This is a genomic window from Streptomyces sp. HUAS ZL42, assembly GCF_040782645.1.
Classification (GTDB): domain Bacteria; phylum Actinomycetota; class Actinomycetes; order Streptomycetales; family Streptomycetaceae; genus Streptomyces.
This window is the reverse complement of sequence record NZ_CP160403.1, coordinates 693,104-708,223: the sequence shown is the minus strand read 5'-3', so window position 1 is coordinate 708,223 and position 15,120 is coordinate 693,104. Positions and strand designations below refer to the sequence as shown.

10 protein-coding genes and 2 pseudogenes are annotated in these 15,120 nt (G+C 69.5%); 4 read left to right on the top strand and 8 right to left on the bottom strand.

Annotated elements, in window-relative coordinates:
- Positions 1-141: 141 nt before the first annotated feature.
- From ABZO29_RS03335 to ABZO29_RS03315, 5 genes and pseudogenes are all read right to left on the bottom strand, one after another.
- Positions 142-2,943 (bottom strand): SpoIIE family protein phosphatase, encoded by a 2,802-nt coding sequence (locus tag ABZO29_RS03335; protein WP_367318602.1) that lies wholly within the window; start codon positions 2,941-2,943, stop codon positions 142-144.
- Positions 2,944-3,111: 168 nt separating this feature from the next.
- Positions 3,112-3,408, bottom strand: a pseudogene (locus tag ABZO29_RS03330) (aldo/keto reductase); the annotation flags it as partial.
- Between the two features lie 41 nt (positions 3,409-3,449).
- Positions 3,450-3,614, bottom strand: a pseudogene (locus ABZO29_RS03325) (hypothetical protein); the annotation flags it as partial.
- A gap of 436 nt (positions 3,615-4,050) precedes the next feature.
- Positions 4,051-4,944 (bottom strand): SDR family oxidoreductase, encoded by an 894-nt coding sequence (locus ABZO29_RS03320; protein WP_367318601.1) that lies wholly within the window; start codon positions 4,942-4,944, stop codon positions 4,051-4,053.
- 50 nt (positions 4,945-4,994) lie between these two features.
- Positions 4,995-5,747, bottom strand: coding sequence for an SDR family oxidoreductase (locus tag ABZO29_RS03315; RefSeq protein ID WP_367318600.1), 753 nt, complete (start codon positions 5,745-5,747; stop codon positions 4,995-4,997).
- A 127-nt stretch (positions 5,748-5,874) separates the two neighbouring features.
- Here ABZO29_RS03315 and ABZO29_RS03310 point away from each other — a divergent pair, with 127 nt between their 5' ends.
- Together ABZO29_RS03310 and ABZO29_RS03305 are read left to right on the top strand one after the other, a co-directional pair.
- Positions 5,875-6,513, top strand: a complete 639-nt coding sequence (locus tag ABZO29_RS03310) for a TetR/AcrR family transcriptional regulator (RefSeq protein ID WP_367318599.1) — start codon at positions 5,875-5,877, stop codon at positions 6,511-6,513.
- A gap of 65 nt (positions 6,514-6,578) precedes the next feature.
- Entirely contained in the window at positions 6,579-7,526 is a 948-nt protein-coding gene (locus ABZO29_RS03305; protein ID WP_367318598.1) for an ATP-binding protein, read from the top strand.
- A gap of 259 nt (positions 7,527-7,785) precedes the next feature.
- Here ABZO29_RS03305 and ABZO29_RS03300 read toward each other — a convergent pair whose 3' ends face one another.
- Entirely contained in the window at positions 7,786-8,487 is a 702-nt protein-coding gene (locus ABZO29_RS03300) for a DUF899 domain-containing protein (protein ID WP_367318597.1), read from the bottom strand.
- A 239-nt stretch (positions 8,488-8,726) separates the two neighbouring features.
- Between ABZO29_RS03300 and ABZO29_RS03295 the strand changes: the two genes are divergently transcribed.
- Positions 8,727-9,731, top strand: a complete 1,005-nt coding sequence (locus ABZO29_RS03295; RefSeq protein WP_367318596.1) for a hypothetical protein — start codon at positions 8,727-8,729, stop codon at positions 9,729-9,731.
- A 1-nt stretch (position 9,732) separates the two neighbouring features.
- Here the strand turns inward: ABZO29_RS03295 and ABZO29_RS03290 are convergent, their stop codons facing one another.
- Entirely contained in the window at positions 9,733-9,882 is a 150-nt protein-coding gene (locus ABZO29_RS03290; protein ID WP_367318595.1) for a hypothetical protein, read from the bottom strand.
- Positions 9,883-9,927: 45 nt separating this feature from the next.
- The gene (locus ABZO29_RS03285) at positions 9,928-12,954 is read right to left on the bottom strand and encodes an aminotransferase class III-fold pyridoxal phosphate-dependent enzyme (protein ID WP_367318594.1); all 3,027 of its coding nucleotides are present in this window, start codon (positions 12,952-12,954) and stop codon (positions 9,928-9,930) included.
- An 887-nt stretch (positions 12,955-13,841) separates the two neighbouring features.
- Between ABZO29_RS03285 and ABZO29_RS03280 the strand changes: the two genes are divergently transcribed.
- The gene (locus ABZO29_RS03280) at positions 13,842-15,059 is read left to right on the top strand and encodes a helix-turn-helix domain-containing protein (RefSeq protein ID WP_367318593.1); all 1,218 of its coding nucleotides are present in this window, start codon (positions 13,842-13,844) and stop codon (positions 15,057-15,059) included.
- Positions 15,060-15,120: the final 61 nt, after the last annotated feature.

Below are 15,120 nucleotides of genomic sequence, written 5' to 3'. Positions count from 1 at the left end.
GGACGTACTCTCCGGCTCGCTGCTGCACGCCCGGGCGACCCGCCCCTACACGGAGCGCCCCGGCCACCTGCAGGATCTGCGTATGGGCGACAGATCCCTGGCAGCGCCGCAGCTCGTCCCGCCCCGGGGCGCCGTCCGCACTCACAGGGCGGTATCACCGAACTGCTCAAGGAGGACGTCGACCGGTGTGTGGCCCGCGGGTGCGGATGCGCCGTCGTGAGGAGTCTGTTCCGCCCAGATGACCTTGCCGCGGGGTGTGTGCCGTGTGCCCCATCGCTGTGCGAACTGGGCCACGAGGAACAACCCCCTCCCTCCCTCGTCCGTGGTCGTCGCCCGCCGCAGGCGCGGCGAGGTGCTGCTGCCGTCCGACACCTCGCAGATCAAACAGCGCCCGTACAGCAGCCGCGCCGTGATGGGTGGCGATCCGTACCGGATTGCGTTCGTGACCAACTCGCTGATGATCAGCTCCGTGCTGAACGCGATGTCTTCCAGACCCCACTCCGACAACTTCTCCCTGCACTGCGCCCGCACCGAGGGCACCACTGCATGGTCCGACGGCACGTCCCACTCGGCCACGCGCGAAGGCGGGAACAGCCGGGTACGAGCCACGAGCAGCGCGATGTCGTCGGAGGGGTGTGCCGGCCGCAACGCATCGATCACCACCTGGCACGTCTCCTCCGGCGGGCGCCTCCCGGCCCCGGCCAGCGCTCGGCGCAGCGCATCCAGCCCTACGTCCAGATCGCGGGCGCGGTCCTCCACCAGTCCGTCGGTGTACAGCACTAGTTGTGAACCTTCCGGCAGGGACACCTCGGCGGTTTCGAAGGGGTGATCTCCCAGCCCGAGCGGGGCCGAGGCCTGCACGTCGACAAAGGCAACGGTCCCGTCCGGGCCCACCGCCACCGGATCGGGGTGTCCTGCCCGGGCCATGGTGCACGTCCCCGCCACCGGGTCGTAGATCGCGTACAGACACGTCGCGCCGGTCACGCCCTCTCCCTCGTGGCCGTCCGGGGTATCGCCGGTGCTCTCCTCCTTGTCCATGCGCACGACCAGCTCGTCCAGGTGCCCGAGCACTTCCTCCACGGGGAGGTCGAGCGTGGAGAAGTTGTGCACCGCGGTGCGCAGTCGCCCCATCGTCGCGGCCGCATGCAAGCCGTGGCCGACGACGTCGCCCATCACCAGCGCCACCCGGGCGCCGGGAAGCGGGATGACGTCGAACCAGTCCCCGCCCACGCCCGCCTCCGCCGGCAGATACCGCCAGGCCACCTCCAGTGCGTCCTGCTCCGGCTGCTCCCGGGGCAGCAGACTGCGTTGCAGCGTTACCGCCATCGTGTGCTCGCGGGTGAACCTCCGGGCGTTGTCGAGAGCCACGGCCGCCCGTGCGCCCAGTTCCTCCGCGAAGGACAGGTCCTCCGGCTGGAACGGCGGGGAGTGCCCCGTCCGATAGAAGTTCGCCACGCCCAGCGGCACACCTCGCGCCTGCAGCGGCACGGTGACCAGGGAATGCATCCCGCCCTCAAGGGCCTTACGCGCACGATCCGGGTCTTGCTGCTGCCAGCCGCGCGCCTCGCGCAGATCAGCCTCCAGAACGCCCCGTCCCTGTTGCAGCGTCCGCATCTGCGGAGTGCCCGGCAGGAAAGCGATCATTTCGCCGAGTGGATACACCGGCATCATCTGCTGCTCACCGCCGATCGCCGCACGCCGGAGGTGCCGCCATCCATCGGCTGTCGGCTCCCACCCTCGCAGCACCGCGTCCAGCAGATCCACTGTGACGAGGTCTGCGAACTGTGGCACGGCCACTTCGGCCAGTTCCTGCGCCGTGCGCCGCACATCCAGCGTGGTTCCGATCCCCACCCCTGACTCGTACAGCAGTTTCAGCCGTTCCCGTGCAACCTCGGCCCGCCCCGAGACCGCGGCCAGCTCGGTGGTGTCCCGCAACGTCACCACGCTGCCGTCACGTGCCGCGTGCGGGAACGTGGGCCGCTTGTTCACCGACAGCAAGCGGTCGCCTGCGAGATGTACCTTGTCGGTTACTACGTCCTGCGACGTGAGCAGGTGGGTGAGCTGCTCCGGCAGTCCCAGTTCCCGAACATGGTGCCCCTGGGCATCCGCCGGCAAGCCCAGCAACTGCTGAGCCTCGTCGTTGGCCAGCAGCAATCGCCCGTCCGCGTCAGTGATCAGCACCCCTTCACGCACCGCGTGCAGCACGGCGTCGTGGTGCTCGTACATCCGCGCCAGCTCCACCGGGGCCAGACCGTGCGTCTGCCTGCGCAGCCGCCGGGCCACCAGCGTCGTCCCGACCGTGGCCAGCGTGAGCGCTGCCGCGCCGGCGCCGACAGCGATCCACAGCTGCAGGATCCACCGGTTCAACACATTCTTGACCGTGATCCCCGCGGAGACCAGGCCGACGACCGTGCCGCGCGAGTCGGTCACCGGCACCACCGCCTGCACGGCCGTTCCCTTGCCCGCGGGCAGCGGGGGGCCACCGGCCTGCTCGATGACAGTCCGGCCTTCCAACGCCGGTTCGATGGTGCCGACGAACTTCTTCCCGATCTCCTGCGGGTAGGGATACGTGTAACGAATGCCCTCGGTGCTGATGGCGACGACGAAGTCCACGCCCGCCCTCTTCCGTGCCGCTTCGGCTCGTGGCTGCAACACCGCGCTCGGGTCCGGGCTGCGGAACGCCTGGGCCACACCGGGGGCGCTCGCGAACGTCTGCGCTGCGACGACCGATTCCCTACGCCCCTGCTGCAATGCGTCACGGGATGCCTGGACCACCATGGCTGCCACCGCAGCCACGACCAACAGCACCACGATGAGGACCTGGAGAAGAAACACCTGCCCAGCCGCACTGCGCAGGCTCAGCAAGGAGATGCGGCGGTCATGCGAACGTCCGCTGGGCGGATGACGCCACGGTGCCAGATATCGCCCGATAGATCCCTGCATACACTCTTCATAGCACCGCTGTGTATGTCCGGCCCGACTCACCCGACACCGCTGCCGCGCCTTGGTCCGGTCCGATGTTGTGGGGCAGTGCTGTGCACCGCCGTATCAGCCCTGGCTTCCGCCGATGCCTCCTTCGGGGGCGATCTCGGCGATGCGGGCGAGGTCCTTGTGCTGGTAGAGCAGGTCGATCGTGTCCGTGTTCAGGTTGCGCAGGCTGTTGTCGACCACTTCGCGGATGTGTTCCGGCCGCGAGTCCGTCCCCCAGGTCTCGGTGAAACCGAACTTGGTGGCGATCGTCACCTCGTCGCGGATCGGTGCGAGTGCGTGGCCGAGCAGCTTCTCGCCCTCGCCCCATCCGTACAGCTCGGCGGTGTCGAAGTGGGTGACGCCGAGTTCGTGGGCGCGGCGGATCGCGGCGATCGACTCGGTGTCGTCCGAGGGGCCGTAGGCGAAGGCGGTGCCCATTTCAGTGACGCGCGCTGGACTGCCTCCGACTGCGGCAGCAGGGGGCGGGGCACCAACAGGACCTGCATCCGGAACCGCTGTGGGAAGCGCAGGGTGTAGGGCCGGGTCGTGTCGTACAAGGCCACGTCGCCCAGGCGTAGTTCGGTGCTTCGGGCTACCTGGTCGACGTGGGCGTGGTCCCTGCGTTGCAGGCCGACGCTCGCCATTGGGGAGGAATGAAGCCGTCACGGCCGCCCGCTGGATACAGCACCGCCGAGATGCACCGAGCCGTCCGACGTCAAGGCCGGCGGACAGTCCTGCCCGATCCGATTCCCATGCTCAGGCTGCGGCTTCTACCGCCCCGGCCCGTCCTACCTGACAGCGATAGAAGATCACGCCAACAGTCTCCGCGCGGACCGGCATCGTGCCAAGGCCGACACTTGACCGGCCCGGCTCCTTCACAGATGACTTCGGCTTATGCGGAACTTCCGCCCGATCAGCGTGCCCACCCTTGCGGCGGTCCACACATGGTCCTCACTCCAGCCGTGAGCGGCCGAGGGAGCCGGACGGTCCGAGTCAGCTGACGCAGGCGATGCCGCGCTGGGGTGCTGAGGTCGAGATTGACCTCACGGTGACCGCTGTCCCGAGCGTCCTGGGCCGGGCTCAGGCGAGGTGCGGTACGAGCAGGTCGTCGAGGCCGATGCGGTGGTAGAAGGCGGTACGCACCATGTCGCCGACACGGTTGACAGTCTCGGCGCCGTCGTCCACGGGGTCGATGTGGACACGGAAGGGGCGCTGCCCCTTGGGGGTCTCGACGACGCGCACGATCGCGGCGGCGACCTCAGCCGGGTCCGCGTCGGGCGGGGTGATCTCCTCCAGGCGTGCGCCGACCTGCTCCGACAGTCCCGCGTAGCGGGCCTCGTAGGCGTCGGCGACGGTGGTGTCGGCGGGGCGGCCGGAGTGGGCGAAGTGGTTGGTGCCGGAGGTGAATGCACCGGGGACCACAATCGTGGTGTCGATGCCGAAGCGGGCGACCTCGGCGGCGTAGGTGACGGCGAGGGAGTCCATGGCGGCCTTGGCGGCGAAGTAGGGGCCGAGGTAGGGCGGGGTTCCGCCCCTGGTGCTGGTCGAGCCGACCCACACCAGCAGGCCGTCGCCCTGCCGACGCAGGTGGGGCAGTACGGCGCGGTTGACGCGCTGGGTGGAGGCAGCGTTGACGTCGAACACCTCGTGCAGCTGTTCCGGTGTGAAGGCCTCCAGCGGGCCCAGGACCATGTGGCCGGCGTTGTGCACGACCACGTCGATCCGGCTCGACTCGGCGACGATCGCGGCGATGGCTGCGTCCACGGACGCCTGGTCGCTGACGTCGAGTTCGACGCTGCGCAGGTCGACGCCGTGTTCGTGGGCGTAGCGGGCGGCCTCGGCGACGGCGGGGCGGTTGCGGCCGGTGGTGTGGCGGATGCCGGCGTAGACGAGGTGGCCGGCGTCGGCGAGGGCGCGTGCGGTCATGGCGCCGAAGCCGCTGGACGCACCGGTGATGAGCACGGTCTTGGACATGCTGTTCACTTTCCTTTCGAGTGTGTGGGAAGGGGTGGGTTGACGGGTGCTCAGATGACGCCGCCGTTGGCGTAGAGGACCTGGCCGTTGACCCAGCGGGCCGGGCCGGCCAGGAAGGAGACGACCTCGGCGATGTCGTCGGGGGTGCCCAGTCGCTCCAGGGGCGACATCTTCGTCAGGTGCTCGACGACGGCGTCCGGCTTGCCGTCCAGGAACAAGGCGGTCGCGGTCGGGCCGGGGGCGACGGCGTTGACGGTGATGTCGCGGCCGCGCAGTTCCTTGGCGAGGATCAGCGTCATGGCGTCGACGGCGCCCTTGGTGGCGGCATAGGCGGTGTAGCTCGGCAGAGCGATCTTCGTGACCGAGCTGGAGAAGTTGACGATCGCACCGCCGGAGCGGACGCGGCGGGCGGCCTGCTGGCCGACGACGAAGGTGCCGCGCACGTTGATGCGGTGCATCCGGTCGAAGTCGGCGAGGTCGAGTTCGGCCAGCGGCGCGAGCAGCATGATCCCGGCCGCATGCACCACGACGTCGACGCCGCCGAAGCGCTCCTCGGCCGCGTCGAACAGGGCGGTCACCTCGGTCTCGTCGGCGACGTCTGCCTTGACGGCGATGGCCGTGCCGCCCGCCTTCTCGATCGCCTGCACCGCCTCCTGGGCGGGGGCCGGGTTGCCTGAGTAGGAGACGACGACGGACAGGCCGTCGACGGCCAGGCGCTCGGCGGCAACCCGGCCGATGCCGCCGGACCCGCCGGTGACGATGGCAACGCGCGGGGTGACGGTCCTGGTGTTGGTGCTGTTCATGGCAGGACTCCTTTCGGTGGCCGGAGGCGTCCGGCCAGTAATGGACGCTACGTCCATATTAGCAGATGTAGACGCTGCGTCCATATAGACTGGAGAAGACGCATCGAACCGACCAGAGGAGGCCACGGTGGCCAGGGCATCGACGGCACGTTCAAGCACCAGCGCTACCCCGGAGGGCGGCGCTCCCGTACGGCGCGGCCGGGGCAGGCGACCGGCCGACGAGGTGCGCCGCGACATCCTCTCCGCCGCCGGCACGCTGCTGTTCGACGAAGGGATGACAGGCTTCACCATCGAGCGGGTCGCCACGACGGCGGGCGTCAGCAAGATGTCGATCTACAAGTGGTGGCCCTCAAAGGGCGCGCTCGCCCTCGATGGGTACTTCACCGCGGTCGAGAACACGCTCGCCTTCCCCGACACCGGCGACATCGAGGCCGACCTGCTCACCCAGCTGCGCGCTTTCGTCCACCTCACCGCGGACACCCCAGCCGGCCGCATCGTCATCGAACTGGTCGGCGCGGCGCAGACTGACCCGGACCTCGCCACCGCCTTCCGCGAGCGCTACTCCGGTCCGCGCCGCCGCCTGGCCGTCGACGTCCTGCAACGCGCCCAGCAACGCGGCCAGTTGCGGGCGGACGTGGACGCACGCATCGTCGTCGACCAACTCTGGGGCGCCTGCTACCACCGGCTGCTGATCCCCGACGAGCCCGTCACCGAGGAATTCGTGGCCGGACTCATCTCCAACCTGATGCACGGCCTACGACCATAGGCGGGTGGGACTGGGGCGCTTGCGCAAGCCGTTCATCTGACGCAGCCGGAAGTGCCACATCCAGCATGCGGAGAAGCCGCAACGCCTCCCCGAAGCTGCCCGCCGCCCAGATCCGTGACCTCGCGGCCCTGCGCCGGCTCCACTTCGGCGAGTCCGTCATTCTGTTCGGTCCCGTCGGCGTCGGGAAAACAACACGTCGCTCCAGCCCTCGGCCACCAAGCCGTCCGCCAGGGCGCCAACGTCCGCTTCACCAAGACCAGCCGTATCTGAGCGAACTCGCAGGCGGCCACGCAGACCTCACCTGGGACAAGCGCGTCCGCGAACTCATCCGCCTCGACCTGCTCATCCTCGACGACTTCGCCATGCGCCAGCTGACCGCGTCCCAGGCCGACGACCTCTACGAACTCGTCTCCGAACGGCAGGGTCGGTCCCCGATCAGCGCCGGCAACAGGGCGCCCAGCGACTGGTATCCCCTCTTCCCCAACCCCGTCGTCGCCGAGTCACTGCTGGACCGACTGATCAACGCCAGCCATCAGGTCATCATGAAGGGCCCCAGCCACCGGCCCAAGAGTCCGACGGACGAGCCGCCAACCGGTTGGCGTCGCCTTCTCACACTGCAGCGTGAGAAAGTCGAGCGCGTGATCGAGTCCTGGGTCTTTTCCGACGGCACCGCGCCGACCTCACCGGCGGCGGCGATCGAGGTGCTGCGGGAACGGATCAGTGCCGGGCAACTCGAGACATGGCTTACGAGTTCGTCCGGCCGGTCACTGGCCTTCATCAGCAACACCGAGCGGGCCATGGTCATGCTGCTGGACTGCGAGGACGACCCCGGCGAACACGCGGTAGATCCGGGTGCGAGCGGCTCCAGCAAGGGCTTCGTCCTGGCGAACGGGCAACACGACGCGTATCCCGACGAGGACACGCTGCCCCTGGCGGAGGCACTCCAGGTCGTCCAGCACATCCTGACCACGGGTGCCCCGCCACCTCATGCTGCGTGGTCCATCGACCGCTGAACCGCGGCAGCACCTGGGGAATTACGTGAACACCCCACCTGCGGCGAGGCCGCGTTCGCGTGGTAGGCCCAGTAGGCCTCGAAGTCGGCGTTGTCGTTTGCCTTCTCCCACCCGCTCAGCCCTCACGGCTTGTTCGCTGCCGCTGACGGCGGCCCCGCGAGGAAGCGCTGAGCCCCCGACCCCAGCCTTGCCTGCACCGGCCTCGTCGGCGGGCCGTGCTGCCCGGCTCGCCGGCGAGGTGGCCCGGCTTGCAGGTCGTTCAGTCGCGGCCGGAGCCGGAGCCAGAGCCGTAGAGCGCAGCGATGTCTTTGGACGTCGCCCACCGGCTGTAGGTGGGCGACTGAGGCCAGCCCTCGGGCGAGTCCTGCCATTCCTCCTGCCGTCCGTACGGCAGGACGTCGATCAGCGCGAAGGTGTGACTGAGCTGCTCGGTGCCCCGACCGTTGGTGTGCCAGGTGCGATAGACGGTGTCGCCGTCGCGCAGGAACACGTTGACCGCGAATCCTCCGTCGGGCGGCGCGCCGACGTCGGCCCCGAAGGGGCTCTTGGCTGTGGAGTACCAGGTCATCTGGTTGCCTACCCGCTGCTTGTAGGCGAGTGCCTCTTTGATCGGGCCTTGGGTGACGATGACGAATCGCGCATCGTAGTTGTCGAGGAACTCCAGGCGGGTGTACTGCGAGGTGAACCCCGTGCAGCCCGGGCATTGCCATTCCCTGTCCGCGAACCACATGTGGTTGTAGACGATCAGTTGCCTCTTGCCTTCAAAGACGTCCGCGAGCCGAACGGGGCCGTCTTCCCCCTCAAGGGTGTAGTCGGGCATCTGGACCATCGGCAGGCGACGACGCTCCGCGGCGATGGCGTCAAGCTCCCGCGTCGCGGCCTTCTCCCGGGCACGCAGCGCATCGAGTTGGCGCTTCCACGTTGCGGCGTCGACGACGGGTGGTAGGGCGTGGGTGATCATGGTCCCTCACAGAACTCGTGCGGCTTTTCGCTTGTGCAGAGGCAGACCCCACCGGGCCCCGGAACTCATCGGTCGCCACCGTTTGAACCGACGGGGGCGCCGGGCTATGGCTGCAAGACCGGTGGCGAACGCGAGTACAGGTGGCGGCGCCGCCGAGTCGGCGTACGCGTCACCCGTTCGGCACCTTGCTGCCGGAGGGGCGTATTCGTCCCGGAACGGCGGTCAGTGCGGGCGGGGACATGCCGCTGCTGCTCTCGCTCGCTGCCGAGGCTTCGGCTGGCGCGGCTGCTTGGGCGGCGGTGGGGTTGCCGGACAGCGGTGAGTACCCCGTGGCGTATGCCTTCGAGCCTTCGGCGCACCTGCTCGAGCCGGTGGTGTTCGCGGCGAAGGCGATCGCGGCGCAGCTTCATGAGGGTCTGGCTGCGGCCGGCGTGGTGTGCGACCGGTCGGAGGCTGCCGTGGACCTTGCCGACGGTCGCACTCTGGCGCGGGTCTTCCGCCACGAGGGGAGGCTGTCGGCGCTGGCGGTGACCGAGCGCGTGCGCGGCGTGCTGCAGGCCTGGGGCGATACCGGCCTCCTTGAGGCCGAGGGCGAGCCGGGCATCGTCCGCCTGGTGCTGCGCCCCGAGGAGCCCACGGCGGCGACGGGGCGCCAGAGCATGCTGTTCGGCGAGCGTCACACTCCGGTGGAGATTGAGCGGGCCGCTGCCCGGGTGCAGGCGATGCTCGGTCACCAGGCGGCGGTGCGCGTCGAACTCGTCGGCGGCCGCGGCCCGGCAGAGCGGGTGGGTCGTGTCCCGTTCGGCGACCTCGATACCGGACCGCGTCCGCCCGATGGGCCCCGGCCGGGCCGCTTGCCGGCTCCGCATCCGGCGACCGTCTTCCCCCGCTGGCTGTCGGCTCAGCTCACCGGCCCCGGCGGGCAGCCGGTGACCGTCTCCGCCCGCCTCGCTTTGTCCGTTCCGCCGACTCGGCTCGCGGCGGAGGACCACGGCGAGGCCGAGGTCGAGGGGTGGGCCTGGCCGTGGCCGGTGCTGGAGCGGTGGTGGGATCGCGGCCAGGCCCGCCGGACTGCCCGGATGCAGGTCACGGCCGCCGACGGCCGCGCCTGGCTGCTGGTGATCGAACACAGCCGCTGGGGGGGCGGAGGCCCACTATGGGTGACCGCGCCCGCGTGCTGCAGCTGCCCACGGCCCGCCGCACCCCCGGGCCGATGGTCAGGGTCATGCGTTTCCTCTTTCTGACTCAGGCCGCGTAGCGGCCGTTCGTGGTGATGAAGTCGATCGACTGGGAGGCGCGGCGCTCCGGGGCGAGGTCCGCGGCGATGCCGCCCATGGCGGGCGTGAGCTTGAAGCCCTGGCCGGAGAAGCCGGCCCGCGAGGGCACTTCTCGCATTCGCGGGCCACTCCCGTTCACTGCCTCAGTAGACGGTTGCCCGTCTCAGGACTGAACGGCCGAGCGCAACTCGGGCAGGGACAGGACCTCGTCCAGCACGTCGACGTAGAGATCCACGTGCTCGCGGCGGAAGGTCATGGGCGGTTTGATCTTCAGTACGTTGTCGTGCACGCCATTGGGGAAGACGATGACGCCTCGCTCCTTCATGAGCTCGGTGACCATGAAGGCCTGCTCGGTGGCCGGCATCTTGGTGGTGCGGTTGCGGACCAGTTCGACGCCGAGGTAGAGCCCTTCCGCCCGCACGTCACCGATGAGCGGTTGGCGCTGCTGGAGCTCGCGCAGCGACTGGGCGAAGTACCCGCCCACGCTCACGGCGTTCTCCCTCAGCCCATCCTTCTCGACGATGTCGAGCACGGCCTCGCCGATCGCGCAGGAGACCGGGTTGCCGCCGAAGGTGTTGAAGTACTTCATGCCCGTGTCGAACGCGTCGGCGATCTCCCGAGTCGTGACCACCGCCGCGAGGGGGTGCCCGTTCCCGAGCGGTTTGCCCATCGTGACGATGTCCGGGACCACCCCCTGGAGCTCGAACCCCCACCAGGGCCCGAGTCGTCCGACGCCGACCTGGACCTCGTCGGAGATGCACAGGGCGCCCGCCCGCCTGGCAGCGGTGAACACGCCGTCGAGGTAGCCGTCGGGGAACACGATGTTCCCACCCGATCCCATCAGGGACTCGGCGATGAAGGCGGCCGGGGGTCGGCCGTCGGCCGTGATCCGCTCGATGACAGCCGCGGCGTCGCGCGCGTACTTGACTCCGGCGTCCGTGTCGTCGTACCCGTAGGTGCTGCGATAGCGGTCCGGGATGACGACCTCGTGGGTGGTCGCGGGTGCACCGGCGCCGCCGGGGCCCTTGTAACGGTTCGGGCTGATCCCGGTCACCACGCCGGTGTTTCCGTGGTACGCGCCGTCGATGTTGACGATGTGCTGACGACCTGTCACCTGGCGGGCGATCCGCAGCGCCAGGTCGTTGGCCTCGCTGCCGGTGCACACGAGGAAGACGACCTCGAGCGGGTCGGGCAGCGTGGCCACCAGCTTCTGCACGTAACTGGCGATCTGCGGGTAGACGAAACGGCTGTTGGTGTTGAGCTTGCGCAGCTGTCGGGTGGCGGCGGCCGTCACCCGTGGCTCGGCATGGCCGACGTGGGTGACGTTGTTCAGCGAGTCCAGATAGGCCAGGCCGTCCTCGTCGTGGAACCACACGTCCCGCCCACGCACAAGGTTCATCGGGGTGCGGTAGTAGTTGCGCTGGGAGCGAGCGATGTGGCGACGGCGCACTGAGACGAGGTCATCGATGGTGGGGACCGCGGCGGGGGATTCGGTGAACCCGAGGAGCCGGGCGGGGTCGGGTGACAGGTGGCTCCACACCTGCCGTGCGGAGGGCGGCACGGCACGAGGCGGCGGCCACGTGGCCATCCGTGCGGTGCGGTGGACCTGTACCTGGACGCAGGGCCCGAGCGGGTCTGTCTCCTCGCTCGCGCCGGCGCGTCCCAACGGCGCCCCGGCCGGGACTGTCGCCGCAACAGGCGGCGAGTCGTCGAGTCCCCACCAGCAGGTCCAGAACTCCAGCCCCTCGACCGCATGTCGCAGCACCAACGGCATACCGGGGCCACCGTGGGCCTCGACGACGCCGGACAGCGGGCTGGAAATCTCCTCGGCGTCGGCCACGATCAGCATGCCGCCGACCTGAACCGTCGCTGGCTCGTCGGCTCCTGGGCGGCGCCGGCCCCCCAGGAGCAGGGAGGCGCTGAGGTGGGGCACGTAGCCCCGTCGCCGTCGTCCGTCGAGGACGTCGTCGATGCTCGCGCGCACCGCCCTCGCGTCGTGCCAGTCGACTTCGTCGTAGAGATCACTTGCCGGTCGCAGGTCGAGCAGTTGCGGGGCCGGTGCGTACGGGGCACCCTCTCGGGCCGCCTCTGCCAGGACCTCTTCCAAACCCCGCTGCTCCCGCGTCCGGGGGAGCCCACACGCGACCCGGAACGTCGCCTCGGCGACGTCGGGGCAAACCTTGGCCACCTGCGTGATCGCCGGCCAGGTGTGTTGCATGCGGGTCCGCCCGTACGGCGTGCCGCTCTCGGCGACCCGGCGCGTCCACGTCACGGCGTTCATGCACAGCCGGGCGGCCGCCAACGGATAGACAGCCGCCAGTTCCTCAGCCGTGAGGGGGAGCACCGAGTGGAAGCCGGCCACGACTTCGGCCGCCGCAGCGAGCGGGTCGGCCTTGCGGACCATGGCGTAGCCCGCCGCGATCGCCACCTCCGCCGCGCGCACACTGTAGAGCGAGTCGCCCAGGTCGACGATGCCCGAGATCCGCAGCGCCCCGTCCTCGTCGGCGTCGGCCAGGACGTTGGCGTCATTGAGATCCTGGTGTACGACGCTCCGCGGAAGTCGGTCCCATGCCGGCAGGAGCTCGTCGTACCAGCCCATGATCGTGCGCACCGACTCCCGCCGGTCCGCGTCCTGTACCGCGTGCAGCGACGCCTCGACGATCTCAGCGGCCCGGCGCATGTCCCAGTCGTGCGGTTCCAAGCCCACCGGTGGCTCCATGCTGGAGAGTCCGAGGCTCAGCCGCCCAGCGGCTTCTCCCAGCTGACGCAGAAGCGCCGCGGGGTGGTCGTCGAGTTCCGCCAGGACCCGGCCCTCGATCCAGCTCATCACGCGGACCACGTGCGTTCGGCCCTCGTGGACGACGTCGGCGAGGCACTTCCCCTCGCGTGTCGGGACCAGTCGTGGCACCGGAAGGCCGGGAACGGTGGCGGCCAGATGCTGGAGGAGCGAGTTCTGCCAGAGGACGTCGGCCGAGTCCGGCTCCGCGCGGGTGACCCGCACGAAGTAGCGCATGCCGTCATCGCCGGTGATCCGGACGTTCTGGTCGATCTCCCCTCCCAGTGGGTGCTGGACATATCCCTCGAGTCCGAAGGACTGCCGCAGCACGTGATCGAGGAGCGAGCCCGGCAGTTGGCCGGTGTCACCGGGAACGGTCGTTCCGTCCCGGCCGGTGGTGGTCGCTGAGGTCATCGGTGCGTTCTCTCTCTCGTCGTCAGGTCGCTCATCACTCACCGTGGGCCTGCGTCACGACGCTCAGGTCGTGGCCAGTCCCCCGCCGCCACCCGTGTCGGACCTTTGCCCGACGCTGTCAGTCAGCTCCCGGACGGTCCGATCGATGCGGTTCCTGGGAGGAGGCGGGCATGGCTGCCGCGGCTGTGTCTCGATCGCTTCACAGGCTGCGCAGACCTTGGCCAAGTCGACGACCGACAGGTGCAGGGCGAACTCCCCCGTTGGTACTTCCCCTCGATGCCCCACTCCGACGGCCGCAGGGGCCCGGGCCAGGACGCGCTCCAGCACCTGGTCGGCGATCAGGTCCGAGGTGGGCCGTCCGTCAAAGGCGGAGCGCTCATCGAGACGGGGCATCAGCTCACGCGGCGGCGGTCACGACGTCACAGGTGACGTTCTGGTCCTCGACCCTCGCCTTGAGGTCGGCGTAGTCTCCGGGGGAGTCCTGGGTGATCTCGATCCCGTTCTGCCTGGCGAACCGGTTGGCTCGGCCGCCTTGGTCATCGCTTCCTGGTGGGCCCCGTAGCGGAAGGCTGAGGCTGACCCGAGGGACGCGGCGCCCCTCAGCAGCGCCTACTCAAGGAGACGGACTGGGGATCAGGTGCTTACGGAAGCGCCATAGCTGCTCCAAGTGCGTGGTCATGTCACGAGCTCTCTCCAGCCCGAGGTGATGCGTCAGTGAAACACCGCGGAGAATCCGGCAACAAGGGACGCGAGGCCGCGACATCGACCCCGTATTTTGTGCCTGTGCACAATTTCTGTCAGGGAGCCCCTGCGGCATGTCAGCGGCATTACCCGGAGACGGCCCCGGATCCGTCCGGTGACGGCTGTCGTCGGGAGAGGCGGTCCTCGTGAGCGGCCCGGGACGCCGTCAGGGCGAGGCTCGCCACGATGCCGTGCAGGCGATCGCGCGCCGGCTCCTCGAGGAACGACTCGACGAACTGACCTCTCGTGCTCTCGAACAACTGGAAGCCGAGGAGCCCGCCTACGCGTCGGCGGACTGGGACCCGGTCCAGAAACGGGAGGGGATGCGACGAACCCTCGAACTCGCCCTGACCCGGCTGGCCGGCGGTCCCGTGCCCCGGAAGGTCTCGCGCGCCACCGAGGACGTGGGACGCGAGCGAGCGGAGCAGGCGTTTCCCCTGACCGCTCTGATGCACTCCTTCCAGCTGGACCTCAGGACCCTGTGGGAGGCCGTGCTCGCGGAGGGGCGAGCACGTGGCATCAGCGCCGATCCCGACTTCCTCGACGGGCTGATCCGCGTCTGGGAGGCGACGGACGCCAACAGCGTCGAGGTCGTCGACGCCTACCGCCGCACCGAGCGCGACCTGGCGAGCCGTCGTACGGAGGTGCGCAACCGCGCCTTCAGCCGCCTGGTCCTGGAAGGTGAGCAGGATCCCTCCACCGTCGCCGAGGCCTCGACGTTGTTGGGCTTCTCCGAGAACGTCGCCCTGACCGTGGTCGTGGTCGAATCCGTTCCCACCGGGGACCCGGCTGTGTCCCAGGTCGACGATGCGCTGCGTCGGGGCGGCCTGGTACGTCACTTCGGATGGATGGGTGACGAGCTCCTCGGCATCATCGGTCACGGACGGTGCGATGAAGAGGCCATGCTTGCCATGCTCCGGCCGTTCGCCCCGTGGCGCTGCGGCGTCGCGGAAGTTCCAGGGCTATCGCTGACGGCGCGGGGCATCCGGTTCGCACGTGCCGCGATCCGCAGCTCCGCGCAGCCCGGAGTGCGGCACGTGGAGGGCCACTGGATCGGGGCGATCATGTCGGCGCAGGAGGAGCTCACCGGTGCGATGGCCACCGGCGTGCTGCGCCCACTGCTCGAGCTGCGCGACCGCGACAGCATCGTCGAGACCCTGCGCTGGTACCTCGACCTGGGCTCGGTCGCTGAGGTGGCCGCACGCACCTACCGTCACCGGAACACGGTGGGCAATCGCCTCCAGGCTGCGGAAGCGGCGACCGGGCTGAAGCTGTCCCGACCGAACGACGCCGCCCGGCTGGTCCTCGCCCTGGCTTGGCTGGAGACGGACGCGGGCGCCCGCTTCCGGGCGACGATGTCCTGATCCACCGATCGCTGGACAGTTGAGGCGATCGGCCGGGGCCGCGACCGAGAGAGCTGGAGCC

Excerpts from the sequence above, each read along its gene's own strand:
- ABZO29_RS03335 (WP_367318602.1), bottom strand. The coding sequence starts at position 2,943 with ATGCAGGGATCTATCGGGCGATATCTGGCACCGTGGCGTCATCCGCCC.
- ABZO29_RS03320 (WP_367318601.1), bottom strand. The coding sequence starts at position 4,944 with ATGTCCAAGACCGTGCTCATCACCGGTGCGTCCAGCGGCTTCGGCGCC.
- ABZO29_RS03315 (WP_367318600.1), bottom strand. The coding sequence starts at position 5,747 with ATGAACAGCACCAACACCAGGACCGTCACCCCGCGCGTTGCCATCGTC.
- ABZO29_RS03305 (WP_367318598.1), top strand. The coding sequence starts at position 6,579 with ATGCGGAGAAGCCGCAACGCCTCCCCGAAGCTGCCCGCCGCCCAGATC.
- ABZO29_RS03300 (WP_367318597.1), bottom strand. The coding sequence starts at position 8,487 with ATGATCACCCACGCCCTACCACCCGTCGTCGACGCCGCAACGTGGAAG.
- ABZO29_RS03295 (WP_367318596.1), top strand. The coding sequence starts at position 8,727 with ATGCCGCTGCTGCTCTCGCTCGCTGCCGAGGCTTCGGCTGGCGCGGCT.
- ABZO29_RS03290 (WP_367318595.1), bottom strand. The coding sequence starts at position 9,882 with ATGCGAGAAGTGCCCTCGCGGGCCGGCTTCTCCGGCCAGGGCTTCAAG.
- ABZO29_RS03285 (WP_367318594.1), bottom strand. The coding sequence starts at position 12,954 with ATGACCTCAGCGACCACCACCGGCCGGGACGGAACGACCGTTCCCGGT.